This window comes from Marinomonas sp. IMCC 4694, assembly GCF_008122525.1.
Classification (GTDB): domain Bacteria; phylum Pseudomonadota; class Gammaproteobacteria; order Pseudomonadales; family Marinomonadaceae; genus Marinomonas.
Window position 1 is genome coordinate 1,620,183 of record NZ_VSRV01000001.1, and the last position, 26,992, is coordinate 1,647,174.

The window sequence follows — 26,992 nt, forward strand, 5'->3', positions numbered from 1 at the left end:
ATAGTACTCTCGCATATTCTTTTTTGAGGTGGTGAGAGTGGTAAAGTCCGATTCGTATTCTATTATTGAGAAACGACTAGCTGAAAACGTATTGATTCTGGATGGCGCCATGGGCACCATGATTCAAGCCTATAAACTAGAAGAACAAGATTATCGTGGCGAGCGTTTTGCTGATTGGGAGAGTGACCTTAAAGGCAACAACGACCTTCTTTCCTTAACTCAGCCTAAGATCATTAAAGCCATTTATTCAGGCTATCTTGCGGCCGGCGCTGACATCATTGAAACCAACACCTTTAACGCCAATTACATCTCCATGCTGGATTACCACATGGAGGCGCTGAGCTACGAGCTGAACTTTGAGTCAGCGCGATTAGCCCGTGAAGCGGCCGATGAATTTACGCAACAAAATCGAGATAAACCGCGCTTCGTTGCTGGTGCAGTAGGGCCCACCAGCCGTACCTGTACTATTTCTCCCGATGTCAACGACCCAGGCTTTCGCAATGTTCACTTTGATGAACTGGTCGATGCTTATACAGTCGCAGTAGACGGTCTTATTAAAGGCGGCGTCGATCTGATCTTGATTGAAACTATTTTTGATACCTTAAATGCCAAAGCGGCCATCTATGCTGTTCTCGATTACTTTGAGAAAAATGGTGTACGTTATCCGATTATGATTTCCGGCACCATTACCGATGCGTCGGGCCGAACTTTATCGGGTCAAACAACCGAGGCTTTTTGGAACTCGATTTCTCATGCTAAACCTATTTCTGTGGGTTTAAACTGTGCCTTAGGCCCAAAAGAGTTGCGTCAGTATGTCGAAGAATTATCCCGTATTGCCGACACACACGTCTCAGCCCACCCGAACGCTGGACTGCCAAATGCCTTTGGTGAATACGATGAATCACCCGAAGAGATGCTAGAAGAGATTCAAGGCTGGGTTGATTCTGGTTTTTTGAACATCATTGGTGGTTGCTGTGGTACGGCGCCAGAACACATTAAAAGCTTTGCTGACGCGTTTCAAAATGCCGTTCCGCGAGTGATACCCCACATTGAAAAAGCGTGCCGCTTGTCAGGACTGGAACCGTTTAATATCGATGGCAACAGCTTGTTTGTTAACGTGGGGGAGCGCACCAACGTCACCGGTTCAGCGATGTTTAAGCGTTTAATCAAGGAGGGTGACTTTGACACAGCTCTCGATGTGGCTCGTCAGCAAGTAGAAAACGGCGCACAGATCATCGACATCAACATGGATGAAGGCATGTTGGACTCGCAAGCGGCTATGGAGCGATTTCTAAAACTCATTGCCTCTGAGCCCGACATATCGCGGGTACCCATCATGCTAGATTCTTCCAAATGGGAGATTCTTGAAGCTGGCTTGAAATGGGTTCAAGGTAAAGGCGTCGTGAACTCCATCAGTATGAAAGAAGGCGAAGACAAGTTTCGTGAGCAAGCTCGTAAGCTTATGAAGTACGGTGCCGCGGTGATCGTGATGGCGTTTGACGAAGTCGGACAGGCGGATACCCGTGCGCGTAAAATTGAAATTTGCCGTCGTTCTTATCATATTTTGGTCGACGAAGTGGGGTTCCCACCAGAAGACATCATTTTTGACCCAAACATCTTTGCTATTGCAACCGGCATAGAAGAACACAACCGATATGCGTTGGATTTTATCGAAGCAACGGGTGACATCACTCGCGAGCTGCCTTATGCCAAAATTTCGGGTGGTGTTTCAAACGTGTCGTTTTCGTTCCGCGGTAACAACCCGGTGCGTGAAGCGATTCATGCCGTGTTTTTGTACCATGCCATTAAGCAAGGTATGACCATGGGCATCGTGAACGCTGGCCAACTGGCGCTGTACGAAGACATTCCTCCGAAATTGCGTCATGCCGTTGAAGATGCCGTTTTAAACCGTACACCCGATGCTACCGATAACTTGCTCGCAATGGCGGGGGAGTTTGCCGGAACAGGTGAAGTCGCCGAAAAAGAAACCCAAGAATGGCGCGGCTTACCTGTGGCGGAGCGTTTGAGTCACGCTTTAGTGAAAGGCATTACCGAATTTATTGACGAAGACACCGAAGAGGCACGCCAAGCGTACGCAAGGCCACTGGAGGTAATCGAAGGGCCACTGATGGACGGCATGAGCATTGTCGGGGACTTGTTCGGCTCCGGTAAAATGTTTTTGCCTCAAGTAGTGAAATCCGCTCGAGTGATGAAAAAAGCCGTGGCCTATTTAATGCCTTATATTGAAGAGGAAAAGCGCCTCAATAAAGACACGGCGTCGTCAAGCAATGGCAAGATTGTGATGGCAACCGTAAAAGGCGATGTACATGACATCGGCAAAAACATCGTCGGTGTGGTGCTGCAATGTAACAATTTTGAAGTGATTGACTTGGGTGTAATGGTGCCAGCGGAGAAAATCCTTCGTACGGCAAAAGAAGTCGGAGCCGATATGATTGGCTTATCAGGTCTGATTACGCCTTCACTCGACGAAATGGTCCATGTAGCCAAAGAAATGCAACGCCAAGGGTTTGATTTACCAGTGATGATTGGTGGCGCCACAACATCGAAAGCCCATACCGCCGTCAAGATCGAACAAAACTACAAACGCAATCAAGTGGTTCATGTGACCAATGCGTCACGTAGTGTGGGGGTGGCCAGTGCCCTGTTGAGTAAAGACAAGGTGCGTTACCAAGCCTTTGTTGATGAGATAAAAGACGATTACGAAAAAACCCGTATTCGATACAAAGATCGTGCAAAAGCGGGTCGTCGAGTCTCTCTTGACAAGGCGCGTTTAAACAAAGCACCGCTTGAGTTTGCTGGCAAAATTGTGTCGCCTAATAAACTGGGCGTAACGGTATTGACCGAACAAGATATTGATTTTGAACGTGTTAAAGCCTACATCGATTGGACACCTTTTTTCCAAACGTGGGAATTAGCCGGCGCGTACCCGCGCATTTTGACGGACGACGTTGTCGGTGTTGAAGCCACCCGTGTATTCCAAGACGCGCTCGTTATGCTCGACGATGTGATCGCTAGCAAGTGTTTGCAAGCCCGTGCGGTCGTGGGTTTATTCCCAGCGAACCAAGTGAATCATGATGATATTGAAATCTATGCCGATGAGTCTCGTAGCGAAGTGATTGAGCGTTTGTCCTTCCTTCGTATTCAAAATGAGCTGACCGCACCAGGTAAATACAACCACAGTTTGGCCGATTTTGTTGCACCAAAAGAAAGTGGTGTGCCCGATTATGTTGGCGCCTTTGCTTGTGCGGCTGGCTTTGGTATCGATCCTTTGGTCGCGGCGTATGAAGCGGATCATGACGATTACAACTCCATTATGATCAAAGCCGTGGCGGATCGTTTGGCGGAAGCAACCGCTGAATACCTTCATGAAAAAGTGCGTAAAGAATTCTGGGGGTACGCTGCTGCTGAAGACTTAACCAATGAACAATTAATTAAAGAAAAATACCAAGGTATTCGTCCTGCTCCAGGTTATCCAGCCTGCCCAGATCACACTGAAAAAGCCAAGCTGTGGACCTTATTGGATGTGAAAGCCAATATCGACATGGAGATTACCGAAAGCTTTGCCATGTTACCGACGGCAGCTGTCAGTGGATGGTATTTTGCGCACCCAGATGCGACTTACTTTGGTGTGGGCAAAATTGGCCCAGATCAAGTAGACGATTACGCGGCACGCACCGGTATGACGAAAGACGATGCTGAACGCTGGTTAGCGCCCAATTTGGGTTATGACCCTGAAGACGATCGAATTTAATCTCGACGATTGATAGGAAAAAAGCACCATGGCAAAAGCGATTAAAGATCCTGAGAAGCACAAAGAACGCATGAAGTCTATTAAAGCGCATGTGGACAAACGCATCGCGAAAGCGCAAGAAGATAAGGGCACTTTTGTTTTGCTGACGGGTAATGGCAAAGGCAAGTCCAGCTCCGCCTTGGGTATGGTCGCTCGTACTCTTGGTCATGGCATGAAAGTCGGAGTGGTGCAGTTTTTAAAAGGCGAATGGAACACAGGTGAAATTGATTTTTTTAAACGTCAAGATAATGTGCAGTGGGAAATCATGCCTGCGGGTTTTACATGGGAAACCCAAAATCGTGAATCCGATGTGGCGTCTTCCGAGCAAGCCTGGGCAAAGGCGTCACAGATGCTGTTAGATCCGAGTATCGATTTGGTGGTTCTCGATGAGCTTACTTACTTGCTGCATTATGAGTATCTAGCCGAAGATAATGTACTCACGGCCCTCATGAACCGACCTGATAACCAGCACCTTGTGGTGACAGGTCGTGGGGCTTCTGACGCACTGGTCGAACTTGCTGATACAGTCAGTGAGATCAAAGAAATTAAACACGCTTTTAAACGTGGCATTAAAGCGCAAAAAGGGCTGGAGTTTTAGACCCTTATCGTTTTATATTAATGCGTCAATTTATTGTAAAGCCGCATTGATTTCATTGCGGTTTTTTCCCTGATTTTAATTTTTTGATCTAATAGAGGTTTTTTATGGCTACCATTGAACGCATGGAAGTAGGTCAGCGCATGAGTCGAATCGTGAAACATAACGAAACGGTGTATTTGTGTGGCCAAGTAGGTGCTGATGCGAATACGGACATTGCTGAACAAACTAAAACCATGCTTGACAAGGTTGATGTATTGCTAGACCAAGCTGGATCAGACAAATCGTATATTTTATCTGCGACCATTTACCTCCGTGACATGAAAGATTTTACCGCCATGAATGCGGTATGGGATACGTGGATTCCTCAAGGTCATGCTCCGGCCCGTGCTTGTGTAGAGGCAAGGTTAGCAAGGGCAGAATTATTGGTAGAAATCTCCGTTGTCGCGGCCATAAAATAATCGCATTTATACGTGCTAACACCGTCTTGTGTTGGCACACTGTGGTTTACTCCTACCGTAAAACTCTCCCAGTGTTGTCATTGCTACTGGCCTGCCGCTGATTTATCTTGGATGACATTAGATTGATAATCAATTTGGCGCTAAGCTAGCCCACCGTATGCTCTTTTTTTGTAATTTAAGTGCTCACCCTTAGAAGACTGTGTCCAATCTGTGCGATAATGCACCATATTATTTTTGCCCTGAGGCTCAATTGATTAGGGGCAACATCATTTACCTCATGAAATACGGAAGAATACTTTGTTAACGACGGCTAACATCACCATGCAATTTGGTGCAAAACCTCTTTTTGAAAATGTCTCTGTTAAATTTGGAGAAGGCAAGCGCTATGGTCTTATTGGCGCGAATGGGTGTGGTAAATCCACTTTTATGAAAATTCTTGGTGGTGATTTAGAGCCAAGTTCTGGAAACGTTTCTAAAGATCCTAGCGAACGCCTTGGTAAATTGAAGCAAGATCAATTTGCATATGAAGCCTTTTCTGTTATCGATACCGTGATCATGGGGCACACTGAACTTTGGGCAATCAAAGCCGAAAAAGACGCCATTTATGCCAACCCAGAAATGACCGAAGCCGATGGCCTTAGAGCGGGTGATTTGGAAGCGGAATTCGCTGAAATGGACGGTTACACGTCAGATGCACGCGCCGGTGAACTGTTATTAGGCGTAGGGATTCCGACAGAGCAGCACTATGGCTTAATGAGTGAAGTGGCGCCGGGTTTGAAACTTCGTGTTTTGCTTGCTCAAGCTTTGTTTTCTGATCCAGAAATTCTATTGCTGGACGAGCCAACCAACAACTTGGACATCAATACGATTCGTTGGCTGGAAGGGGTGTTGGTTGAACGTAATTGCACCATGATTATTATTTCCCACGACCGTCACTTTTTGAACTCCGTGTGCACTAACATGGCCGATTTGGATTATGGCGAGCTGCGTTTGTTTTCAGGCAACTACGATGAATACATGACTGCCGCTACGCAATCTCGCGAACGTTTATTGTCTGATAATGCAAAGAAAAAAGCGCAAATCAACGAACTTAAAGCGTTCGTGAGCCGCTTCTCTGCCAATGCGTCTAAGTCCAAGCAAGCAACATCTCGCGCCAAGCAAATTGATAAAATTCAGCTTGAAGAGGTTAAACCGTCTAGCCGTCAGAACCCGTTTATTCGTTTTGAACAAGAAAAGAAATTGCACCGCATGGCGGTACAAATTGAAAACCTAGCGAAATCTTACGATGAGCCGCTTTTTAGCCGTTTAAATATGATGGTGGAAGTAGGCGAACGTATTGCGGTTATTGGGCCAAACGGTATTGGTAAAACCACCTTATTAAAGTGCTTAGTCGGCGATACTGACTTGACCAAAGGAACGATCAAATGGTCGGAAAATGCTAATATTGGGTATTACGCTCAAGACCATCATCACGAATTTGAAAAAGATGTGGACCTGATTGAATGGATGGGACAGTGGGGACAAGAGGGCGACGATGAGCAAATTATACGTGGTACGCTAGGGCGCTTATTGTTCTCTCAGAATGACATCAAAAAATCGGTTAAAGTATTGTCTGGTGGTGAGCAAGGTCGCATGTTGTTTGGCAAAATGATGTTACAAAAGCCGAACGTTTTGGTGATGGATGAGCCAACTAACCACATGGACATGGAATCCATCGAGTCATTAAACTTGGCGTTGGAAAACTACCCAGGCACCTTGATATTTGTCTCCCACGACCGTGAGTTTGTCTCTTCTTTGGCTACGCGTATCGTGGAAGTCACCAGTGCGGGCATTGTGGATTTCCATGGCACATATGATGAGTATTTAGCAAAACAAGAAGGTTGATTTTCTTTCATTGGCCGCATAAAAAAGGAAGCCTCAAATGGCTTCCTTTTTTATGCCAAAGAAAATTAACGCCGATCAATATAATGATCAGGCTCTTGGTACTCCAGTACTTCTACGGGGTCATTCAGGTGGATCATACCTGTATTGAGTGCAATCATATTTACTCCAAAAGTAATGCCCTCTTTCTCGCTAAGAAAACGAAATTTCGCGAGGGTTTTTAAAGGCTCTCCTTTGCCTACGCGCACTGCCGTTGTCGGGTGCAGCGTGGTAAAAATACAGCGAATGCAGGGTTTAACATTTTCAAACTCAACCTCACCAATATGAATTCGTTTCCAGCTGTCTTCCTCAAACGCTTTGTTGCCTTGTATAACTAAGTTTGGTCGGAATTGCGCCATGTCTATCGTTCTTGTGCACGTTCTATTCAACTCATCCAACGACGCTTGAGTGGTCAATAAAAAAGGGTAGCCATCGGCAAAAGCCACCGGCATCTCTGGTCGGCGCCCGGTATGGCGTTGAGAGCGCTCGCCAAAGTACATTAACTCGACAGGCTCTTTGATCAGCGAGCTAAACCAAGCATCTGCTTTTTTATGGGTTTTCTGACCGTGCACCTTGCTATCCCATACCACCACGTCTTTATAATTCGGTGAAAACTGTGCTTTATCAAGAATACAAGATTCGACCGTCTCTGGATGGTTTAACTGCCATCGAGCGTCATCAAGTTCAAGGGCCGTTACGAGGGTAAGAGAAGGGTATTCGCGGCCACTGATAAATTGCCCTTCTGGGGTGACGAGCATGAAGCGCCGGTCGCCACTCAACCCTGCGTATTCGACTCGACTGCTTTCCAAGGTAACGCCTTGAATGGATTTTATCGGATAAATAGTGAGTTCACTTAGGGAAAACGACATGAAAGCTCCTTTTGGTATGGGTGGATATCTTCACCCAGACAGTGAGTCATATCAATAAAAAAGCCTCAGCGTTTTATCGATGAGGCTTGTGGTTGTGGTAATTAATCAGCGAATTATAAGTAGTAAGACGCCAACGGAGGAAAGCCGTTAAATTCTACTGCGCTATACGTGGTGGTGTAAGCACCGGTAGATAACCAATACATACGGTCACCAATCGCTAAATTAAGCGGAAGGCCATATTTGTAGTTTTCGTACATAATATCCGCACTGTCACAAGTCGGGCCAGCAATAATCACTTCTTCTAGCTCGCCACCTTTATCAACATGAATCGGATATTTAATGGATTCATCTAGTGTTTCAATCAGTCCGGAAAATTTACCAACATCCGTAAATATCCAACGATTCAGAGCCGTGTGAGATTTGCGTGAAATCAACACGACCTCACTCACCAACACGCCTGCATTTGATATCAAAGAGCGACCCGGTTCCAAAATGATACGTGGCAGTTTAGTGCCAAAGTCTTCTTCTAAGAAGCGCGTGATTTCTTCAGCATACGTTGCAAGATCGTTCGTGCGGGCAATGTAGTTTGCTGGGAAACCACCGCCCATATTGATCATTTCTAACTCAATGCCATCTTCTTTTTTCAGGCGCTCGAAAATCACTTTTACGCTGGCAATGGCGGCATCCCAAGCACCAATATCACGTTGCTGAGAGCCAACATGGAAGGAAATGCCATAGGGGATAAGATCCAATTCTTTTGCTAATACCAATAAGTCCATTGCCATGTCTGGACGGCAGCCGAATTTACGTGATAAAGGCCAATCAGCCGTCACCGTGCCTTCGGTTAAAATACGAACATAAACACGGGAACCAGGAGCCGCTTTGGCAATGTTGCGTAAATCGGCTTCCGAATCGGTGGCGAACATGCGTACGCCTTTTTCATAAAAGTAACGAACGTCTTTGGCTTTTTTGATGGTGTTGCCGTAGCTGACACGATCAGGGGTTACATCGCCAATGGCTAACAGCTTGTCTAATTCATAGCGAGAAGCGACGTCAAAGCTGGCGCCACGATCTCGAAGTAAGGTTAATATCTCAGGTGCGGGATTGGCTTTTATGGCGTAAAAAATATCCGCTATCGGAAATCCCTTAGTTAATTCTGTGTAAGCTTCGTCGATGATCTCAGTATCGATCACAACGAATGGGGTATCTTTCGTTTCTGCGAAGGCTTTAAAACGCGCAAAGCGCTCTGGAGAGTAGAAAGAATTGACGTCAATAGACATGGGCGTGAAGCTCCTTTAATAAACAAAACATAAACCGATTAAATAAGTAAACGCCTTTACCTTCTCCCGTCCTACTTGTGGCTGTTACTTATCCGGCATGAATGCCTTAAGCGACTAGCGCAGCAGTTGAAGCGGTGCGGATTATGTTCAGCAATGACGCGGGCGAAATTTAAAATGCAAGCCGTTTCGCGTCAAGTGTTTTTTCATGTTTTTGTGTGAAAAATATGAGCCATTAAAATGCGAAAAAAAAGTGATGAAAAATGCGTATAAAAAAAGAGGCCATCAAGGCCTCTTAATTGTGTACTAACACGGTTCTCTACTTTTGAGTTAACAGTGACTGAACATGAAACAAGCCGCTACCAACTATTAATGCGCTTATAAAATACACCCCCTCACTGGGGTTGTTCGTTAACGCAGTGAGGCCTGGACCTGGGCAGTAACCGCTGATTCCCCAGCCAATACCAAACAAAGAAGACCCTACTAATAATTTAGCATCTATGTGTCGCAGCGTTGGAACCATCCACTTAGCTCCTAATAGCGGAGCAACTCGCTTTTCTTTAATAGCGTAGCCCACGACACCCACAGCAATGGCGCTAGCCATCACAATCATTAAAGAAGGGTTCCAGTCACCAAAAATATTTAAAAAACCAATTACAACAGCCGGGTTGGTCATTTCAGAGAAAGCCAAACCTAATCCGAAGAGCAGCCCTGAGCCAAGAGTGATTAATGCGTACATGTTATTCTCCTAGTTAAGTATGGACACGGTGATAATAGCGGTTGCCATAAACGTCAGTGTGGCTACAATTGAACGTGGTGAAAATCTTGAAATACCACATACGCCGTGACCACTGGTGCAGCCTCCACCAAGTCGTGTTCCGTATCCGACTAGAAGCCCTGAAATGATGAGTAATAAAGGGCTTCTCAATTCTGGAAAGGGGACGGTTTGTTCCGTTAAAACGCCGTAAGCGCTTCCTCCAATAATCAAACCTATAATGAACAGAAAGGGCAAAAATCGTTCTTTTGAAAACAGTAATTGTGACAAAATACCGCTTATTCCAATCACTTTACCAATGGTTAACAAATAGAAAGTAGCGGTTAAGCCAATCAGTAAGCCACCAATTAGAGGGTTAAATATTGAATCCATTTTTGACTCCTAGTTTTAATATAAGATAATTCTAATTTAAATCTGTCGCTTATGTCTACAACATTGTTTTAAAAAAATGTTTTATTTTGGCTTGGGCGTTGTTAATTTGAATTTCTCAAGATGAGAGTGATTGCACAATCTTTACTGTTACTAATCGGCTCTTAATCATTGCACACGTTATTATTAGCGCAGGGAAGAAAAGTTATGACTGCACTTTGGTTGGGCGCATCAGCAGAAGAGGCGTCGGTTGTTTTCTTACTGCCCAATAAGCCGATCTTACCGGATCACTATGATAGTCGTTTTTTGAAGGCACCGGATATCAATCAGCTCATTGAGCTAAACGGTAATCATTGGCGTAAAATATTGACCATTATGGCCAAGTTGCTGTCACCCAACGACGATACTTGGCGAGAGCATCGAGAGAGACACTTATGGTCGAGGTTGGGGGTGTGTTTTTCAGCTAAGCAGGTGAGCGGATATAAAGGGCTTCTTTTTGTGGTGGGCCATACTTTTCGCCAGAGCTACCCCGTCAGCGGGATGGCACAAATTGTGGGAGATAAGCATGTGGCTTATGTAAACTTGCCCTATGTGTGGTGTCCGTACTTAGACTATAGGCAATTTCCTAATGTTCTTATTAGCGCATTAAGAGCGCAAATTTTGGAGTAACAATGTTTCAGGCTTTTATAAAACTTTTCACCTTACCAGTTGAACAAGGAGAACAAATTACCTACCAAAAAGCCGTTGCCGTTTTACTGATGGAGGTCATGCTATCCGATCACAAAATCGATTATAAAGAAGAGCAGCAAGTCAAAGCCTTTCTTCGTGATATCAGTGAGCTAGGTGACGATGTGGATTTGCTGTACGAAGAGGCGAGGGCGGACTTAGATCAAGCAAACGATTTGTACCAGTTCACTAAGGTTATAAATGATCAAGCATCATTAGAACAAAAAATGTTCTTACTACAAGCCTTGTGGAGAGTGGCTTTAGCGGATGGGAACATTGATGCCCACGAGAATCACCGTATTAGACGTATAAGCGAATTGCTTTTTATGCCCCATTCAGAATTTATTCAAGCAAAGTTGTTGGCTCAAAACGAAAGAGCATAAAAAAACGCGGCCAAGGCCGCGTTTTCTGACTGGACTTACACTAACGACGTTATGCTGCGAAATTTGCTGAAGCAAATTCCCAGTTAGCAAGTGCCCAGAAACCTTTTAGGTAATCTGGACGTACGTTGCGATAATCGATGTAATAAGCGTGTTCCCAAAGGTCAACCGTGATGACTGGTGTTTGACCACTTGTCATTGGCGTACCCGCATTGCTTGTATTAACGATTTCTAGGGAGCCATCCGTGTTTTTTATTAACCACGTCCAGCTCGAACCAAAGTTGTTTACTGCTTTGTCGTCAAATGCGGCCTGAAAGTCTGCGAAAGAACCCCATTTTGCATTGATGGCGTCTGCTAGGTCGCCTGTTGGTTCACCACCACCATTAGGGCTTAAGCTGTTCCAGAAAAACGTATGGTTCCAAATTTGAGCTGCGTTATTGAAAACAGGGCCCGCTGATGCAGAGGTAATGATCTCTTCAAGCGTTTTGTTTTCAAATTCCGACCCAGGAAGTAAGCCATTTAGTTTTACAACGTACGTGTTGTGATGCTTGCCGTGATGGTATTCAAGCGTCTCAACGGACATGTGTGGCTCTAATGCGTTTTTAGCGTAAGGAAGAGCGGGTAATTCAAAAGCCATTTCAATTCTCCTTGCTTTTATTTAACGAAAAATGCTTGTTATCAAGCAGTTAATGGTGCTTATATAGTAGCACTGAACATCTTAAGATAATATTATTTAGGTTTGTTCTATCATAATATTCCATAATTTTTGTTAATAACGGCCATATAAGATTTCCATGCGAAGAGACGATGATGTTGAGATCCCAAGCCTGACTCTGGATCAAGATGAAGTCAGCGAAAGACGACCCAGTGCAACGCTAAAAAAGGGTCAGTTTACACCTACCCCAGCTAGACCGGCTCATGCTCCCGCTGTTGTACACAAAAAACCGAGCTTCGCTGGTGTTTATTTTTTGCTGCTTTTGCTCATCTTTGCGGCCGGTGCTGCGGGGTATTGGTTATGGCAGCAAAACGTGCAACTGCGCAATGAGGTTTATGGAGCAAGGAGTGAAATACAAAACTTAGATCACCAATTGTTAGCGGCCGATGTGTCTGCCAATAAACAAGGCGAAACCGTTGAGGAGACCCTAAAAAAGCACGACAGTGAAATTCGCAAATTATGGGGTGTATCTTATGACACCAATAGAAAATCCATCGCAAGTAACGACAGCGACATTAAAGAGTTAGAGAAAAAAATGTCGTCCATGCGTGATGCTATTTCGACTCAGTCTAAGCGTATTGCCGTTCAAGCCGAAGCGTTTAATGACGTAGAAGCTGGCTTTAATAAACTGGTTCCTGCTGTTGCCAACTTGGGCGAAACGGTCAAGGTGATCACGACAGCACAGGAAACCCAAGCTCAACGGATAGCCTTTTCAGAGCAGCAGATCTCTGCACAGACTGGGCAGTATCAAGCGCAAGCATTAAGTCTGGAACAAATACTCCAAGACTTGAGTCAATTACAAGAAAGGATTGTGGCGATTGAGTCTCAAGTGGCACTAGCAAATACCACTTCAAGCTCGACGGACATGACTGATATTCAGCAAACTCTGACCAAGCATCAAGACGCTATCGAGTCCAGTGATGCGTTTAGGACGCAGGTAAACAGCGAGATTATTCGACTGCGTAAGCAAATAAATCAACTTATGCTAGAGCAACAATTTAACGCTCAATAAGTGGCACTTAAACGCTCTTTCAAGGCAAAAAAGTCGATCGATATCGACTTTTTTTGTGCCTAAAAAGTCTCTATAAATTCGTAACTTATGAAGTCTTTTCGACTATATATATTCTTCTAAAGTCTAACTCCATCAGTTTTTATAACCTAAAAGAATGTTATGATGTAAAAAATGCTGAAGCCTGACAAAAGAGATAGGAAATTATGACAGAGGCAAGATTGACCCACCTAAAACAGCTAGAAGCCGAAAGTATTCATATAATACGTGAGGTCGCTGCGGAATTTGACAACCCTGTAATGCTTTATTCAATTGGCAAAGATTCAGCGGTTATGCTGCATCTTGCTATGAAAGCCTTTTACCCAGGCAAACCACCCTTTCCTTTGATGCACGTCGATACCACGTGGAAATTCAAAGAGATGATCACTTTTCGTGATGAATTAGTGGCCAAACTTGGCTTAGAGCTTATCGTTCATAAGAACCAAGAAGGCATTGACCAAGGTATCGGTCCATTCACTCATGGTAGCTCAAAACATACGGATGTCATGAAAACGCAAGGTTTGAAACAAGCCTTGGACAAATACGGTTTTGATGCGGCATTTGGTGGTGCTCGCCGTGACGAAGAGAAGTCTCGTGCCAAAGAGCGCGTGTATTCTTTCCGTGATAAGCAACATCGTTGGGACCCTAAAAATCAGCGTCCAGAGCTTTGGAATATCTACAACGGTAAAGTAAACAAAGGTGAAAGTATTCGTGTTTTCCCATTGTCTAACTGGACGGAATTGGATATTTGGCAATACATCTACTTAGAGAGCATTCCCATTGTGCCTTTGTATTTCTCAGCAAAACGCCCTGTCGTCGAGCGCGATGGCACCCTGATCATGGTCGATGATGAACGCATGCCACTGAACGGCGAAGTGCCTGAAATGAAGTCGGTTCGTTTCCGTACTTTGGGTTGTTACCCACTTACTGGTGCGGTGGAATCTGAAGCCGCGACCTTGCCTGAAATCATTCAAGAAATGCTGTTAACGACGAGCTCAGAGCGTGAAGGCCGAATGATTGACCATGATTCTTCTGGTTCAATGGAAGAGAAGAAGAAACAGGGCTACTTCTGATTCTGAAGTCAAGTTAGTTACGAGCAAAGTAAGTTTGGAGTGAAAAATGTCTCACCAGTCAGAATTGATAAGCCAAGACATACTTGGTTATTTAAAACAACACGAAGAAAAAGATCTATTGCGCCTTCTTACTTGTGGCAACGTAGATGATGGTAAAAGTACGCTTATTGGTCGTTTATTGCATGACTCTAAATTGATTTATGAAGATCACTTAGACGCAGTAAAGCGTGACAGTAAAAAATCCGGCACACAAGGCGAAGAAATTGACTTAGCTCTGCTGGTTGATGGTCTGCAAGCTGAGCGCGAGCAGGGCATTACAATCGATGTGGCTTACCGTTATTTCTCTACCGAGAAACGTAAATTCATTATCGCGGACACACCGGGTCACGAACAATACACACGTAACATGGCAACAGGCGCGTCAACCTGTGATCTTGCGATTATCTTAATCGATGCGCGTTACGGTGTTCAAACACAAACTCGTCGTCATTCTTACATCGCAGCCTTGCTCGGTATTAAGCACATCGTCGTTGCGGTGAATAAAATGGATTTGGTCGATTTCTCTGAAGCGAAACATGACGAGATCAAAGCCGATTATCTTGCGTTTGTTGATCAGCTTGGTAATCGCACACCACAAGACATTCAATTTATTCCGATGTCGGCTCTAAAAGGCGACAATGTAGTGAATCCGTCTGTAAGCATGCCTTGGTATACGGGTTTGCCTTTGATGGCAATGTTAGAAACCATACAAATCAATCGCGATGTGAAGCGGGATTCTTTCCGATTTCCTGTTCAATATGTGAATCGTCCTAACCTGGATTTCCGTGGTTTTTCTGGAACAATTGCAGCGGGCGCTGTTAAGCCGGGCGATGAAATTATTGCTTTGCCTTCTGGTAAAAAATCCAAAGTCGCTGAAATTGTTACCTACGACGGCAACTTGGCATCAGCAAAGGCGGGGCAAGCGGTAACGATTACATTGGAAGATGAAATTGATATCAGCCGAGGTGATATGCTGTCTCATTCTGGACAAGAGCCGTTGATTGCTTCAACGCTTCGTGCGTCTGTTGTTTGGATGGCTGATCAACCTTTGGTTTCAGGAAAGCTATATGACTTTAAACTTGGCACACAAACCGTTCCAGGCAAAGTGCATCACTTTAACCATCGTATCGATGTAAATACGCTAGAGCAAACAAACATAAGTGCACTTGAGTTAAATGGCATCGGCGATTGCGTGATTCAGTTTGATGCGCCTGTGGCGTTTGATGAATATCAAGACAGTCGTTTAACCGGTGCCTTGGTGATTATCGATCGCTTGACTAATGTAACTGTTGGGGCTGGGATGGTTGAGGAAGCGGTGGCAGAAGATGATGAAGAGTTAATCGTCTGTGCTGAGGATCGTGCAGCGCGTCTTGGGCAAAAACCTGCTGTCATTGCTGTGTCTGCTGATATTTTGATAAAGGCCGATGTGTTAGAGCGATTGCTATTGCGTCAAGGTGTTGTTGCTTTGGTCAAGGCTAATGCTACAGAAAATGAGGCGAAGCTGGTACGACAAACAGGCGTTGTCTTCTTGGTAGCAGATTCGGCCATTGCGGACTCCACCATGGTTGAATCCACACTGGATGGTGTGGTTGAACGCATTGTGGAAAGTGTTCGTTTGTAGCTCCACAGTGATGAATCTCATGTATTAGGTGCTTTTTGCCAACAAACTTAAAGGCCAACGGCTTAACCGTTGGTCTTTTTTTATCTAAAAAGTGGTTTGCCTTATTAAGAGTTTCAAAGGTCAGGATTCTGCCTCGTTGTCAGTGCGTTTCACGACTTTATGTTGATCTTCACTATTACCCTTTTTCCAATAACTGGAGATGTAAAGGTGCTCGCGCAGAAGTTGCTTTTCGATTTTAAAGAAACTGCGTAAGGCTTTCATGGCGGAAAATTCACAGGCAACCCAGGCAGACACGCTTCCTTTAGGCCAGGGCAATGCCTTTACTCGCTCCAGAAGTATCTTTGTGCTTTCACCTGGGTGAGGGTTAATTACCCAATGCAGCTCAATGCCTGAAGGGTGTACTAATGGTAGAACATCTTCTTGACTGAGGACTTCGAGAATAGCAGCACCCTTTGCCGTATCAGGAAGATTTGCTAAATTTACGCTGATGGCGGGCAGTGCGGTCATGTCGCCGACAAAAAATTGCCAATCGGCGGCGCCTGAAATGGGTTTAACAGGGCCAGGGCCGCCGACTAAAATAGCTTCGCCAATTTGAGCATGGCGGGCCCATGTAGAAGCAGGGCCGCCGTCTTCGTGAAGCACGAAATCGATGTCTATTTCGCAATCACGCTGATGTCGTATGGTATAAGTCCGCAGTATGGGTTTGTCACTGACTTGTGGGAAAATGAGTTTTACATAACCGCCTTCTTGGTCTTTGGGTAAAGTATGAATCTGATCCCCCCCTAGCGTGATCCTAAGCATATGCGGAGTGATGTGATTTTTGTTGACGATGCGCAACTCACGTGGCTGTGGTCTGGTCATGGTTGATCTCCTTAATGTTGTTCGTCATGATTTTTGTTATAGCCACGAAATCTTCAATCTGCTAGGCGCTTAAAGGGTCTGTCATTGCCTTCACGGCCAGGGGATCGAGTGCTTTAATGTTAGACAGAAGCGATTCACCTTCAGAGGTTAAAAACAGCAGTTGGCTGCGATGGCTTGCTCTTTTTAGCGATGTAGCCTTTGTTTAGCAACGCTTTCAGAATGCGCGCTACTTGAGACTTATCTAAACGGAGAGTTGTGCAAATATCTCTGGCACGACACTGGTTTGTACTGCCTATGCACTTGAGTGATCGAATGTGGCTGACAGGTAAAACGATGCCAGAGCGTTGAGCGGCTTCTTTTAGAAGGTGTCGATAGCTGTGCGTTAACACGTGCAACGCTTCACCGATGGTTTCGTTCATGTCTACGCTCAATTAACTGATAATCATTATCAATATAATGATTGATGTTGATATTGTCAACTGAGAATATAAGAAACATCTAAGGCTATTTTTAAGCAAAAAAATGCGGAAAGCTCTTAATCAATCTGCTTTAGAGTGTGTATTTAGGCGCTTGATCGTTACAATAGATTTCTTTAAATGTCGCTGATTAATTACTATGGATAAAAAGACTGCTCATCATGCTATTTGCTCGGCTTTGTTTAGTCGTTTTAATACGGCAAAATGGGCCGCACATCAGGCGCACGAGGCGGCTACCAGCAAGGAAAGTATTGCAGAAAATAAATACGACACTTTTGGGTTGGAGGCCTCTTACTTGGCCCATGGTCAATCTCAGCGTGTTTTGGAATGTGAAAAGGATTGGCGGTTATTTGATAAAAAAACGCTGGCCCTATTTGCCGAAGAAGAGTCCATTGCCTTGTGGTGTTTGGTCTTTTTAACCGCCTTAGATGCACCAAGTGAAAACGAAAAAGCATTTTTTCTATCACCTTGTGCTGGGGGTCTTACTCTCGATGTTGAAGGAAAAACACTGTATCTGATAACATCTTCTAGCCCTGTCGGACAGGCGCTGATGGGGAAAAAAGTGGGTGATGACGTGCAGCTGCGCCAAAATGGTCGCCAAATCACGTATGAAATCACTGGCGTTGCTTAAAGCTTACCTTGCACGAGACAAATTTAGGTCAAACTCTAGAGAGTCGGACTCTGTTCGCATATAATGCTTTGCCTTAAATATTCAGTTGTTCTGTTGTGCTTGATAAGTACCCTAATTGTTTCTAATTAAGCGTGTTTTACACAACGGAATGGCACTCAAAGAACACCTCACTCTCTTATTGAGACAGTAATAGGAAAGAAATTATGCGCAGCCATTATTGCGGCGAGTTAAATGCTAGTAACATTTCACAAGAAATTACCCTTTGCGGTTGGGTTCACCGTCGCCGCGACCATGGTGGTGTTATCTTTTTAGACGTACGCGACCGTGAAGGCGTTACACAGGTTGTTTTTGATCCGGATCGTGCCGATAGTTTTGGCATTGCTGACAGCGTTCGTAACGAATTTGTCGTAAAACTAAAAGGTTTAGTGCGAGCTCGCCCGCAAGGCACAGTAAACCCAAACATGAACACAGGTGAAATTGAAGTATTGGGACTTGAACTTGAGATTTTGAACGCGGCAAAAACACCACCATTTCAGTTAGACGAACATCAGTCTGTTGGTGAAGATGTACGCTTAAAAAATCGTTTCATTGACTTACGCCGCCCAGAGATTCAACAGAAAATGCGTTTCCGTTCTAAAGTAACCTCTGTATTGCGTCGTTACCTAGATGAAAATGGCTTCCTAGATATTGAAACGCCTATCCTAACGCGTGCAACGCCAGAAGGTGCTCGCGACTATTTGGTGCCGAGCCGTACTCACCAAGGCAGTTTTTTTGCACTGCCACAATCACCACAGCTGTTTAAGCAGTTATTGATGGTGTCTGGTTTTGATCGTTATTACCAAATTGCTAAATGTTTCCGTGACGAAGATCTACGTGCAGATCGACAACCAGAATTTACTCAAGTAGACATTGAAACCTCATTCATGAGCGAAGAGCAAATCATGGCAATGACGGAGAAGATGATTGTTAGCTTGTTTAAAGAACTAATGGACGTTGATTTGGGTGCGTTTCCACGCATGCCTTATTCAGAGGCCATGGAAACCTACGGCAGTGATAAACCGGATTTACGTATTCCACTTACCATTGTGAGTGTTTGCGACCTCATGTCGAATGTTGACTTTAAAGTCTTTTCTGGCCCTGCAAAGGATGCAAAAGGTCGCGTAGCGGCGCTTAAAGTGCCTGGTGGAAATGCGTTAACTCGTAAGCAAATAGACGATTACACCAAGTTCGTTGGAATATATGGTGCGAAGGGCTTGGCTTATATCAAGGTAAACAATAAGTCTAATCTTGAAGAAGGCTTGCAATCCCCCATCGTTAAATTCTTGCCTGTTGAAGTACGCGCTCAATTGTTAGAACGCCTCGATGCGCAAGACGGTGATTTAATATTTTTTGGTGCCGATTCCAAAAAAGTCGTTTGTGAAGCCTTAGGGGCTCTTCGCTGTAAATTAGGTGAAGATTTAAACCTTTATACTTGTAAATGGGCGCCACTTTGGGTTGTGGATTTCCCGATGTTTGAAGAAACATCTGATGGCGGCATTACGGCCATTCACCACCCATTCACAGCCCCATCTTGCACTCCCGACGCACTGAAAACCGATCCTCTTAATGCCTTATCTCAAGCCTATGACATGGTGTTAAACGGCACAGAATTAGGAGGCGGCTCCATTCGTATACACCAGTCTTCTATGCAAGAAATGGTGTTTGAATTGCTAAATATTAGTAAAGACGAGCAAGAAGAAAAATTCGGTTTCTTGTTGGATGCCCTTAAATACGGTGCGCCACCACATGGCGGCCTCGCTTTTGGCCTTGATCGCTTGGTTATGTTAATGACCGGATCGAGTTCAATTCGTGACGTGATTGCTTTCCCTAAAACTCAAAGCGCAACTTGTCTATTGACGCAAGCGCCCGGTGAAGTCAGTGAGAAACAGTTGAAAGAGTTAAGCATTCGCGTCAGAAAGCCAGTGGTTGAGTCTTAATTTATTAGTCCAACACTGCGCTAATGCGGGAATGTTTGCAGTAGAATTGAAAGAATAATGTAAAAGGCCGCGCCAAAGCGGCCTTTTTTATTTTTTGTCATTGCATACTGGGTAAAGGACTGTTGAAATATACAGTCATTTTACACGCTTACTTTACAATGCAGTTTAAGAAAGCAACTTTACAAGGCGTTTTTCACCATGGTGACCACAAGAATATTAGCCATTGATCCCGGTTCTCGAATAACGGGATTTGGCATCCTTGACGTTGCCAATGGAAAATCAAAATACGTAAACAGTGGCTGCATTCGACTGCCTGATGAAGCTCTTTCAGTAAGGTTAAAACATATTTTTAATCATGTTTCTGCATTGTTATTGGAATATCAACCGGACGAGTTTGCTATTGAAGAAGTGTTTTTAGCCAAAAATGCGAATTCGGCATTAAAGCTCGGTCAAGCAAGGGGAGCGGCTATTGTTGCTGCCTCCATTAAAGATTTAGCCGTACATGAATACGCTGCGCGAAGGGTCAAACAGTCTGTTGTCGGTAATGGTAACGCAGATAAAGCCCAGGTACAGATGATGGTGCAGCTTTTGTTAAATTTATCCTCTAGACCTCAAGCTGATGCCGCAGACGCTCTAGCCATTGCTCTTTGTCATGCCAATAGCAGAACATCCGGTGGATTAGAGTATGGTGTTGGTAAACGAGCAGGGCGCACCTCTAAACGTTGGACTGAACAAGATGTAAGGAAAACAATGTGATTGGACGTGTCGTTGGTACTTTAGTAGAAAAAGCTCCTCCAGAACTCTTGGTGGATGTAAATGGCATAGGGTATGAAATTAGTGCGTCCATGACCACAATTTATGATTTACCTAAAGTAGGTGAAAAAGTGGTTTTGTTTACTCACTTGTTGGTAAAAGAAGACGCCCACACGCTGTTTGGTTTCATTGACAGAAACGAACGTGCGTTGTTTCGTGTACTCATTAAAGTGAATGGAATTGGACCAAAAATGGCGCTTGCCATTCTATCAAGTATGTCTTCTGCAGAGCTAATAGCCAACGTTCAAGAGTCCGACGTAACAGCCTTAACGCGCATCCCCGGTGTCGGTAAAAAAACCGCTGAACGTTTGATTATTGAGTTACGAGACAAACTAGGGCAGGCCGCTAAACAGGATTTATTCTCTGCGCCTGCGGTATTAAGGCAAGTTCAAGCCGATCCCAGACAGGAAGCCGAAGCAGCGCTTATCTCTCTTGGATACAAACCTCAAGAAGCGGCAAAGGCAATTGCTGGCGTGCCTATCGATTCAGCAAGCAGTGAGGATGTCATCAAAGCTGCACTCAAAGGGATGCTAAGGTAATAAAACATGATTGAACAAGATCGTATTATTTCTGCTGAGCTTAAAGGTAACGATCGTCAAGTAGACAGGGCGATACGCCCACAATCTCTGGCAGAATACATAGGCCAGCCTGTCGTGAGAGAGCAAATGGATATCTTCATCCAAGCCGCAAGACAGCGCCATGAGCCACTTGATCACACGCTAATATTTGGACCGCCAGGATTGGGTAAAACCACCCTTGCTAACATTATTGGCAACGAAATGGGGGCTGATGTGAAAACCACGTCAGGACCCGTATTGGAAAGGGCGGGCGATTTGGCGGCGTTATTAACCAATCTCAATGAAGGTGATATTTTATTTATTGATGAAATTCACAGATTAAGCCCGGCTATTGAAGAAGTGCTTTATCCCGCCATGGAAGATTATCAACTGGATATTATGATTGGTGAGGGTCCAGCTGCAAGGTCGATTAAAATTGAACTCCCGCCTTTTACACTTGTCGGAGCTACTACTCGGGCTGGATTATTAACCTCACCATTGAGGGATAGATTCGGGATTGTACAGCGTCTGGAGTTTTACGATGTAGAATCACTCACGACTATTGTGGCGCGATCGGCAGGAAAGATGGGCATGGAGCTGGATCATTCGGGATGTTTTGAAGTGGCTCGGCGCTCCCGTGGTACACCACGGATCGCAAACAGATTGCTACGACGAGTAAGAGATGTTGCCCAAGTAAGCGGAGAAACGCAAGTGGGCCAAAAAGTTGCTCAAAGGGCATTGGATATGTTAAGTGTAGATAGCCAAGGCTTCGACCACTTGGACCGACGTATGTTATTGACCATGATAGAAAAGTTTGACGGGAGACCCGTTGGCTTAGACAGTGTTTCGGCGGCCTTAGGCGAAGACAAAGACACGATTGAAGACGTCATCGAGCCGTTTTTAATACAGCAAGGCTTTATAATAAGAACGCCAAGAGGTCGACAAGTTACAAAGCGTGCTTATGAACATTTTAATTATCAACTACCTTCAGACTTTAAATAGAGGTTAATAATGTCAATTTGGGGACTTATCGTCAGTGCTAGTATTGTGGTTCAACTTGTCATGTTGATCTTGCTAGCCGCTTCCGTTTTCTCATGGATCGTTATATTTCAGAGAATTCGTATACTAAAAGAAGCAAAAAAAGTCAGTGTTGCCTTTGAAGAGAACTTTTGGTCTGGTATCGATTTGAGTCAGCTATATCGAAAGCTGACGCAAGAAGGCCGAAATGTCAAAGGCATGGAAAATATATTTACCTCTGGTATTAAAGAATTTACTCGGTTAAGACAAAGTCACAATGTAGAACCCGATGCGATTATGGATGGTGTGCAGCGTGCAATGAGAGTCGCTCTTTATCGTGAGGAAGAAAAACTAGACAAGCATTTACCGTTTTTAGCAACCGTTGGCTCAACCAGCCCCTACATTGGTCTTTTTGGCACCGTTTGGGGGATTATGCATTCCTTTATTGGTTTGGCTGAAGTTCAGCAGGCGACGCTAGCAACCGTTGCTCCAGGTATTGCAGAGGCATTGATAGCAACGGCGATTGGCTTAGCGGCCGCTATTCCTGCTGTTATTGCTTACAACCGCTTTTCCTCTGCGGCGGAATCGCTCGGATCAAGTTATGAAAACTTTGCCGATGAATTTACCAGCATATTGCATCGTAAAGTGCATGTCAGAGAGGGAGGCGCTGTCTAGTGGCTCGTTCAAGAAGAAGTAAAAATAAACGGCGGCCGATGGCTGAGATTAATGTTGTCCCCTATATAGACGTTATGCTGGTGCTGTTGGTTATTTTTATGATTACAGCGCCAATGTTAACTCAAGGTGTGGATGTTAAGTTGCCCAACGCGAACGCGGCTCCAATGCAAGACACGCAGGAAGATGTGCTGATTGCGTCGATTGATGCAAAGCGTCAATTTTATATTGATATTGGTGGTAAGCAAGAGCCCATAACACTGGTTCAATTGCAAGATAGAGTGAGCAAAATACTCAGTCAAAACCCGAAAATGACCATATTGGTTAGAGGGGATAAGAATGTACCCTATGGCGATGTCATTGGATTAATGGTTGCTCTGCAAGGGGCCGGGGCACCTAATGTTGGTTTGGTAACCGAGCCGGATAACAAGCAATGAAATGGTTTCGCAGTGATAATTACAGTATCCCAGTAATGCTTGCTATCGGTTTGCATGCCAGTATTATTATTGTTGGTTTTGTGGCAGTAGATTTTAGTGAATCTAAGCCGCCAGAGCCGAAAAGGCCACCTATTGTTAATGCGACAGTCGTAGATGTTTCACAAACCATTATTGGTAAACGTGAGGCTGATGAAAGGGCAGCGAAACAGCAAGCTGCTCAAGTTGTTGCCGATAAAAAGAAGCGAGACGCAGAGCAAGCTCAAAAGAAACTCGAAACAGAGCGTAGAGCATTAGAAGAGGCAAAAAGACAAGTTGCTCAAGCCAAACAAGCAAAAGAAAAAGCGGAGGCACAAGAAAGGGCAGCCCTACAGCAGCGAGAAAATGACAAGAAACAAGCAGCTGCTAAGCAACAGCAGCAAGCCGATGAAAAAGAGAAAAAACGATTAGCTCAAGTGGCCGATAAAAAGCGCCAATCTAAGAAAGAAGAAGAGGATAAGCAGCAAAGAGAGTTGGCAAGAAAAGCGGAAGCCAATCGGTTGGCGGAAGAAGAGCGCAAACGCAAAGATGAAAGTGCTAGACTGGCCGCTGAAGAAAAAGCCTTGGAAGAAGCAAAACAAGAGGCCGCTCAGGCTGCCGCTGCAGAAGCAAAAGAACGTGCGGCGCTCGAAACGCAAATGGTTCAGTCGATTAGTAGTTTGATCAATAGTAGGGTAACGTCTGCTTGGATTCGCCCTCCTAATGCTCGCAATAATATGAAAACTCAGTTGCGTATTTTTTTCCTTCCTAATGGGGAGGTCATGAACGTGCAAATAACCAACGGTAGTGGTGATGCCTTGTTCGATCAAAGAGCAGTTGATGCCGTATACAAAGTAAGAAAAATAGAAGAGTTAGCGCAAGTTGATTCCTATGTGTTTGAGAGGAATTTTCGTCAAGTAGATTTGATTTTTAACCCGCAAGATTTGAGAAATTAATGATGTTTAAAAAATGGTTGAGTGTTTTTGTCACCTGCTTAGTTTTTATTGGTCCAGCAAGGGCACAATTAGTGATCGAAATTACCAGTGGCGCTGATCAACTTTTGCCTATTGCTGTTGTCCCTTTTGGTTATAACGGCGTAGATGCCTTGCCAGAAGATATCGCTCAGATAATACAAAATGACCTTGCACGAAGTGGTTTATTTCAACCCATTCCTCGTGCCAACATGTTAAGCATGCCTTCTAAAGAGGCCGATGTTTTCTATCGAGACTGGCGGCTTCTCAAAAGTGACTACGTGGTTATTGGTTCAGTAAGCAAATTACCAAACAATCAATACCGAATTGGTTTTGAATTATTGAATGTATTAAGTCAAAAACCCGTACAAAAACATAATTCAATTGATGTGAGCGCAAGAAATTTCAGAGATGCGGCGCACTACATTAGTGATAAAGTATACGAGCTTTTAACTGGGTCTAAGGGGGCATTCAGTACAAGAATTTTGTACGTAACGGCAGAAGGTGACAAAAAATCGCCTCTTTTTAAGCTCCAGGTTGCCGATGCCGATGGTCATAGACCTCAAGTTGTAGTGGAATCTAAAGAGCCAATTTTGTCACCCTCATGGAGTATGGATGGACGCAACATTGCCTATGTAATGTTTCGCAATAGACGCCCAAATATCTTCATTCAAGAGTTAGCTACAGGTAAGCGCCAACAAATTGCGCAATTTAGAGGCTTAAATGGTGCACCTGCTTGGTCTCCTGATGGAAAGAAATTAGCATTGGTGTTGTCGAAAGATAATAACCCTGAAATATATACCCTCGAGATCGCGACCCAAAAGCTAGAGCGAATGACAAACCATTATGCTATTGATACAGAACCAAGCTGGGAGCCAGATGGAAAAGGAATCGTGTTTACTTCTGACCGAGGTGGCAACCCACAGATTTATCGTTTGAATGTTAATTCTAAACGCGTCGAACGTGTTACCTTCGAGGGGGAGCTTAATACTCGCGCAAGAATGACACCTGATGGTCGATACCTTGTTACGGTACAGAAAAATAACGGTGATTATCACGTTGCTTTACAAGATATGGATACTGGTAGGGTGCAGACTCTAACAGAGACGTATTTAGATGAGTCGCCAAGTATTGCGCCAAATGGTAGCATGGTAATGTATGCTACAACCGATAAAGGGAAAGGTATTTTAGCGGTAGTTTCCGTTGATGGCCTTGTTAAATATAGGTTACCATCAGCTGAGGGTGACGTACGAGAGCCATCTTGGTCCCCGTATTTCAAATAAAGACATTGAGGAGTGAATAATGAGTGTAAACAAACTAGGTAAGTTTGCTGTAATTGGATTATCTGCGGCTTGGCTTGCAGGTTGTAGTACAACTGCAACAGACATGGATTCTTCTACCGTTTCTGAAGAAGCAATGGCTTCTGAGCAAATGAATGAATCAACAGAAAGTAATGACCAAGCCTTCGGTGCAGGGTCTGGTGATACCGTTACCAGTGTTATTGTTGATGAAGCAGCCATAGCGCAAAATCAAAATGTCGACCCTCTAGCGGGTGTACAAGTTGTTTTTTACTTTGACTTTGACAAGTCGATTGTTCGTCCTGAATCTCGTGAGGCACTGGCTAAACATGCCGCGTTTCTTGTTGCAAATCCAGATGCGCGCATTGTTCTAGAAGGTCATGCCGATGAGCGTGGAACTCGTGAATACAACATGGCACTTGGCGAGCGTCGTGCAAAAGCTATTAGTCGTTACCTAACCATTCAAGGTGTTGCGGCTTCTCAGGTAGAAACCGTCAGTTTCGGGGAAGAAGTACCCGTTGCCTTTGGTCATGACAATAACGCTTGGCAGTTAAATCGCCGCGTTGAAGTGCGCTACGAATAATGTTCCGTAAAAATAACTGTGTTCGCTCCTTTGCGATGGTGCTGTGTTTCACAGCGCCATTTGCACTGGCTCAGAGCAGTCAAACGGGTGCTGGGATTTCAGCGAACGCCGCGGCAGAACTGCTGTTTCAATTAGAGACTTTACAGCAAGAGGTTCAAAGCCTTCGTGGGCAGCTCGAAGAGCAAGGGCATGATCTAAGGTTAATGAAAGAAAGTCAGCGGGATCGCTATATCGATCTTGATAAACGAATTTCTTTACTAATGTCTGCACCGGTAAGAGGGTCTGCACAAGCGCCTAGTGTATCCTTGCAACCTAAAATAGAACGTGTTTCTGTTCAGTCTGAACCAGTTAAAATTAGTAATGCATTGACGATTTCTCCCTTAGCGCCTGTTGTTCTACCGCCTCCCACAGCTCAATCTCAACAAGCTTACAACACGGCTTATAATCTTATTCGCGAAAGAAATTTTGATGATGCAGAGCGAGCATTGGCTAAGTTCGTTACCGATTTCCCCAACGACTCACTAACCGGTAATGGTTACTATTGGCTGGGTGAAGTGAAATTAGTGCAAGGAAAACCAAAAGAGGCAATTGAGGCTTTTTCTAAAGTGTTAAGTGATTTTTCAGGGCACAGTAAAGAACAGGACTCGCTTTATAAGCTAGGCACTGTAAATGATCAGCTGGGTAACTCTGTAGCCGCTAAATCTTATTTGCAGGACGTTATTAAGCGTTTTCCTGAAAGTAAAGCGGCTAAATTAGCGGCTGGGTATTTAAGTAAGATCAAATGACTTGCAATTTCTGACGGGTTCTATAACATACGCAACCCGTTGGGTCGTTAGCTCAGTTGGTAGAGCAGTTGACTTTTAATCAATTGGTCACTGGTTCGAATCCAGTACGACCCACCAACGTTTTATTTTTTGTGATTTTTGGGTCGTTAGCTCAGTTGGTAGAGCAGTTGACTTTTAATCAATTGGTCACTGGTTCGAATCCAGTACGACCCACCAAAAAT

27 protein-coding genes and 2 tRNA genes are annotated in these 26,992 nt (G+C 44.5%); 22 read left to right on the forward strand and 7 right to left on the reverse strand.

What is annotated here, in order from left to right; all coding sequences use genetic code 11:
- Positions 1-37 precede the first annotated feature (37 nt).
- From metH to FXV75_RS07430, 4 genes are all read left to right on the forward strand, one after another.
- Positions 38-3,772: a methionine synthase gene (gene metH / locus FXV75_RS07415; RefSeq protein WP_148832089.1), complete on the forward strand. Its 3,735-nt coding sequence runs from the start codon at positions 38-40 to the stop codon at positions 3,770-3,772.
- A 28-nt stretch (positions 3,773-3,800) separates the two neighbouring features.
- The gene (gene cobO, locus FXV75_RS07420) at positions 3,801-4,409 is read left to right on the forward strand and encodes a cob(I)yrinic acid a,c-diamide adenosyltransferase (RefSeq protein WP_148832092.1); all 609 of its coding nucleotides are present in this window, start codon (positions 3,801-3,803) and stop codon (positions 4,407-4,409) included.
- Positions 4,410-4,513: 104 nt separating this feature from the next.
- A complete protein-coding gene (locus tag FXV75_RS07425; protein ID WP_148832096.1) occupies positions 4,514-4,867 on the forward strand; it encodes a RidA family protein in 354 nt (117 codons plus the stop codon).
- Between the two features lie 297 nt (positions 4,868-5,164).
- The gene (locus FXV75_RS07430) at positions 5,165-6,751 is read left to right on the forward strand and encodes an ABC-F family ATPase (RefSeq protein WP_148832099.1); all 1,587 of its coding nucleotides are present in this window, start codon (positions 5,165-5,167) and stop codon (positions 6,749-6,751) included.
- Between the two features lie 65 nt (positions 6,752-6,816).
- Here FXV75_RS07430 and FXV75_RS07435 read toward each other — a convergent pair whose 3' ends face one another.
- The 4 genes from FXV75_RS07435 to FXV75_RS07450 form a co-directional block, all read right to left on the reverse strand.
- Complete coding sequence (locus FXV75_RS07435) at positions 6,817-7,656, reverse strand: MOSC domain-containing protein (protein WP_148832103.1); 840 nt, start codon at positions 7,654-7,656, stop codon at positions 6,817-6,819.
- Between the two features lie 113 nt (positions 7,657-7,769).
- Positions 7,770-8,936, reverse strand: a complete 1,167-nt coding sequence (locus tag FXV75_RS07440) for a type III PLP-dependent enzyme (protein WP_148832107.1) — start codon at positions 8,934-8,936, stop codon at positions 7,770-7,772.
- A gap of 316 nt (positions 8,937-9,252) precedes the next feature.
- Positions 9,253-9,672, reverse strand: a complete 420-nt coding sequence (locus tag FXV75_RS07445) for a DUF6691 family protein (protein WP_148832109.1) — start codon at positions 9,670-9,672, stop codon at positions 9,253-9,255.
- A gap of 9 nt (positions 9,673-9,681) precedes the next feature.
- On the reverse strand, positions 9,682-10,080 hold the full coding sequence (locus FXV75_RS07450; RefSeq protein WP_148832111.1) for a YeeE/YedE family protein: 399 nt from the start codon (positions 10,078-10,080) through the stop codon (positions 9,682-9,684).
- A gap of 204 nt (positions 10,081-10,284) precedes the next feature.
- On the opposite strand from FXV75_RS07450, the gene FXV75_RS07455 reads away from it, so the two are divergent.
- Positions 10,285-10,746, forward strand: coding sequence for a DUF6942 family protein (locus FXV75_RS07455; protein WP_148832114.1), 462 nt, complete (start codon positions 10,285-10,287; stop codon positions 10,744-10,746).
- Positions 10,747-10,748: 2 nt separating this feature from the next.
- The gene (locus FXV75_RS07460; protein WP_148832117.1) at positions 10,749-11,186 is read left to right on the forward strand and encodes a TerB family tellurite resistance protein; all 438 of its coding nucleotides are present in this window, start codon (positions 10,749-10,751) and stop codon (positions 11,184-11,186) included.
- Positions 11,187-11,235: 49 nt separating this feature from the next.
- Here FXV75_RS07460 and FXV75_RS07465 read toward each other — a convergent pair whose 3' ends face one another.
- Positions 11,236-11,820 carry a Fe-Mn family superoxide dismutase gene (locus FXV75_RS07465; RefSeq protein ID WP_148832120.1) on the reverse strand — a complete coding sequence of 195 codons (585 nt, stop codon included), beginning with the start codon at positions 11,818-11,820 and terminating at the stop codon, positions 11,236-11,238.
- A gap of 157 nt (positions 11,821-11,977) precedes the next feature.
- On the opposite strand from FXV75_RS07465, the gene FXV75_RS07470 reads away from it, so the two are divergent.
- The 3 genes from FXV75_RS07470 to cysN all read left to right on the forward strand — a co-directional run bounded on the left by FXV75_RS07470 (position 11,978) and on the right by cysN (position 15,679).
- A complete protein-coding gene (locus FXV75_RS07470) occupies positions 11,978-12,910 on the forward strand; it encodes a hypothetical protein (protein ID WP_148832123.1) in 933 nt (310 codons plus the stop codon).
- A 203-nt stretch (positions 12,911-13,113) separates the two neighbouring features.
- Positions 13,114-14,019: a sulfate adenylyltransferase subunit CysD gene (gene cysD / locus FXV75_RS07475; protein ID WP_148832126.1), complete on the forward strand. Its 906-nt coding sequence runs from the start codon at positions 13,114-13,116 to the stop codon at positions 14,017-14,019.
- 46 nt (positions 14,020-14,065) lie between these two features.
- On the forward strand, positions 14,066-15,679 hold the full coding sequence (gene cysN / locus FXV75_RS07480; RefSeq protein ID WP_148832129.1) for a sulfate adenylyltransferase subunit CysN: 1,614 nt from the start codon (positions 14,066-14,068) through the stop codon (positions 15,677-15,679).
- Positions 15,680-15,799: 120 nt separating this feature from the next.
- Here cysN and FXV75_RS07485 read toward each other — a convergent pair whose 3' ends face one another.
- Both FXV75_RS07485 and FXV75_RS07490 read right to left on the reverse strand, forming a co-directional pair.
- Positions 15,800-16,540 (reverse strand): siderophore-interacting protein, encoded by a 741-nt coding sequence (locus FXV75_RS07485; protein ID WP_148832132.1) that lies wholly within the window; start codon positions 16,538-16,540, stop codon positions 15,800-15,802.
- Positions 16,541-16,680: 140 nt separating this feature from the next.
- The gene (locus tag FXV75_RS07490; protein ID WP_148832135.1) at positions 16,681-16,959 is read right to left on the reverse strand and encodes a winged helix DNA-binding protein; all 279 of its coding nucleotides are present in this window, start codon (positions 16,957-16,959) and stop codon (positions 16,681-16,683) included.
- Between the two features lie 196 nt (positions 16,960-17,155).
- Here FXV75_RS07490 and FXV75_RS07495 point away from each other — a divergent pair, with 196 nt between their 5' ends.
- The 13 genes from FXV75_RS07495 to FXV75_RS07555 all read left to right on the forward strand — a co-directional run bounded on the left by FXV75_RS07495 (position 17,156) and on the right by FXV75_RS07555 (position 26,987).
- Positions 17,156-17,647: a GreA/GreB family elongation factor gene (locus tag FXV75_RS07495; protein WP_148832138.1), complete on the forward strand. Its 492-nt coding sequence runs from the start codon at positions 17,156-17,158 to the stop codon at positions 17,645-17,647.
- Between the two features lie 203 nt (positions 17,648-17,850).
- On the forward strand, positions 17,851-19,623 hold the full coding sequence (gene aspS / locus FXV75_RS07500; RefSeq protein WP_148832141.1) for an aspartate--tRNA ligase: 1,773 nt from the start codon (positions 17,851-17,853) through the stop codon (positions 19,621-19,623).
- Positions 19,624-19,821: 198 nt separating this feature from the next.
- Positions 19,822-20,379 carry a crossover junction endodeoxyribonuclease RuvC gene (ruvC, locus tag FXV75_RS07505; RefSeq protein WP_148832144.1) on the forward strand — a complete coding sequence of 186 codons (558 nt, stop codon included), beginning with the start codon at positions 19,822-19,824 and terminating at the stop codon, positions 20,377-20,379.
- Positions 20,376-20,975: a Holliday junction branch migration protein RuvA gene (gene ruvA, locus FXV75_RS07510; RefSeq protein ID WP_148832147.1), complete on the forward strand. Its 600-nt coding sequence runs from the start codon at positions 20,376-20,378 to the stop codon at positions 20,973-20,975. The genes ruvC and ruvA overlap by 4 nt, the downstream gene beginning before the upstream one ends.
- Before the next feature lie 6 nt (positions 20,976-20,981).
- Complete coding sequence (gene ruvB, locus FXV75_RS07515; protein ID WP_148832151.1) at positions 20,982-21,995, forward strand: Holliday junction branch migration DNA helicase RuvB; 1,014 nt, start codon at positions 20,982-20,984, stop codon at positions 21,993-21,995.
- A 9-nt stretch (positions 21,996-22,004) separates the two neighbouring features.
- Positions 22,005-22,685, forward strand: a complete 681-nt coding sequence (tolQ, locus tag FXV75_RS07520; RefSeq protein ID WP_148832153.1) for a protein TolQ — start codon at positions 22,005-22,007, stop codon at positions 22,683-22,685.
- Complete coding sequence (gene tolR, locus FXV75_RS07525; protein WP_187424861.1) at positions 22,685-23,119, forward strand: protein TolR; 435 nt, start codon at positions 22,685-22,687, stop codon at positions 23,117-23,119. Before tolQ ends, tolR begins: the two co-directional genes overlap by 1 nt.
- A complete protein-coding gene (gene tolA / locus FXV75_RS07530; RefSeq protein ID WP_148832160.1) occupies positions 23,116-24,090 on the forward strand; it encodes a cell envelope integrity protein TolA in 975 nt (324 codons plus the stop codon). Before tolR ends, tolA begins: the two co-directional genes overlap by 4 nt.
- Positions 24,090-25,388 carry a Tol-Pal system beta propeller repeat protein TolB gene (gene tolB, locus FXV75_RS07535; protein WP_148832163.1) on the forward strand — a complete coding sequence of 433 codons (1,299 nt, stop codon included), beginning with the start codon at positions 24,090-24,092 and terminating at the stop codon, positions 25,386-25,388. The genes tolA and tolB overlap by 1 nt, the downstream gene beginning before the upstream one ends.
- A 19-nt stretch (positions 25,389-25,407) precedes the next feature.
- Positions 25,408-25,986, forward strand: a complete 579-nt coding sequence (gene pal / locus FXV75_RS07540) for a peptidoglycan-associated lipoprotein Pal (protein ID WP_148832166.1) — start codon at positions 25,408-25,410, stop codon at positions 25,984-25,986.
- Entirely contained in the window at positions 25,986-26,771 is a 786-nt protein-coding gene (ybgF, locus tag FXV75_RS07545) for a tol-pal system protein YbgF (protein WP_148832169.1), read from the forward strand. Before pal ends, ybgF begins: the two co-directional genes overlap by 1 nt.
- A gap of 41 nt (positions 26,772-26,812) precedes the next feature.
- Positions 26,813-26,888, forward strand: a tRNA-Lys gene (locus FXV75_RS07550).
- Positions 26,889-26,911: 23 nt separating this feature from the next.
- Positions 26,912-26,987: transfer RNA gene (locus tag FXV75_RS07555), tRNA-Lys, on the forward strand.
- Positions 26,988-26,992: the final 5 nt, after the last annotated feature.

Bases quoted from the DNA above. Each gene is read 5' to 3' on its own strand.
- cobO (WP_148832092.1), top strand. From the start codon at position 3,801: ATGGCAAAAGCGATTAAAGATCCTGAGAAGCACAAAGAACGCATGAAG.
- FXV75_RS07425 (WP_148832096.1), top strand. From the start codon at position 4,514: ATGGCTACCATTGAACGCATGGAAGTAGGTCAGCGCATGAGTCGAATC.
- FXV75_RS07435 (WP_148832103.1), bottom strand. From the start codon at position 7,656: ATGTCGTTTTCCCTAAGTGAACTCACTATTTATCCGATAAAATCCATT.
- FXV75_RS07440 (WP_148832107.1), bottom strand. From the start codon at position 8,936: ATGTCTATTGACGTCAATTCTTTCTACTCTCCAGAGCGCTTTGCGCGT.
- FXV75_RS07445 (WP_148832109.1), bottom strand. From the start codon at position 9,672: ATGTACGCATTAATCACTCTTGGCTCAGGGCTGCTCTTCGGATTAGGT.
- FXV75_RS07450 (WP_148832111.1), bottom strand. From the start codon at position 10,080: ATGGATTCAATATTTAACCCTCTAATTGGTGGCTTACTGATTGGCTTA.
- FXV75_RS07455 (WP_148832114.1), top strand. From the start codon at position 10,285: ATGACTGCACTTTGGTTGGGCGCATCAGCAGAAGAGGCGTCGGTTGTT.
- FXV75_RS07460 (WP_148832117.1), top strand. From the start codon at position 10,749: ATGTTTCAGGCTTTTATAAAACTTTTCACCTTACCAGTTGAACAAGGA.
- FXV75_RS07465 (WP_148832120.1), bottom strand. From the start codon at position 11,820: ATGGCTTTTGAATTACCCGCTCTTCCTTACGCTAAAAACGCATTAGAG.
- FXV75_RS07470 (WP_148832123.1), top strand. From the start codon at position 11,978: ATGCGAAGAGACGATGATGTTGAGATCCCAAGCCTGACTCTGGATCAA.
- cysD (WP_148832126.1), top strand. From the start codon at position 13,114: ATGACAGAGGCAAGATTGACCCACCTAAAACAGCTAGAAGCCGAAAGT.
- cysN (WP_148832129.1), top strand. From the start codon at position 14,066: ATGTCTCACCAGTCAGAATTGATAAGCCAAGACATACTTGGTTATTTA.
- FXV75_RS07485 (WP_148832132.1), bottom strand. From the start codon at position 16,540: ATGACCAGACCACAGCCACGTGAGTTGCGCATCGTCAACAAAAATCAC.
- FXV75_RS07490 (WP_148832135.1), bottom strand. From the start codon at position 16,959: ATGAACGAAACCATCGGTGAAGCGTTGCACGTGTTAACGCACAGCTAT.
- FXV75_RS07495 (WP_148832138.1), top strand. From the start codon at position 17,156: ATGGATAAAAAGACTGCTCATCATGCTATTTGCTCGGCTTTGTTTAGT.
- aspS (WP_148832141.1), top strand. From the start codon at position 17,851: ATGCGCAGCCATTATTGCGGCGAGTTAAATGCTAGTAACATTTCACAA.
- ruvC (WP_148832144.1), top strand. From the start codon at position 19,822: ATGGTGACCACAAGAATATTAGCCATTGATCCCGGTTCTCGAATAACG.
- ruvB (WP_148832151.1), top strand. From the start codon at position 20,982: ATGATTGAACAAGATCGTATTATTTCTGCTGAGCTTAAAGGTAACGAT.
- tolQ (WP_148832153.1), top strand. From the start codon at position 22,005: ATGTCAATTTGGGGACTTATCGTCAGTGCTAGTATTGTGGTTCAACTT.
- tolA (WP_148832160.1), top strand. From the start codon at position 23,116: ATGAAATGGTTTCGCAGTGATAATTACAGTATCCCAGTAATGCTTGCT.
- tolB (WP_148832163.1), top strand. From the start codon at position 24,090: ATGATGTTTAAAAAATGGTTGAGTGTTTTTGTCACCTGCTTAGTTTTT.
- pal (WP_148832166.1), top strand. From the start codon at position 25,408: ATGAGTGTAAACAAACTAGGTAAGTTTGCTGTAATTGGATTATCTGCG.
- ybgF (WP_148832169.1), top strand. From the start codon at position 25,986: ATGTTCCGTAAAAATAACTGTGTTCGCTCCTTTGCGATGGTGCTGTGT.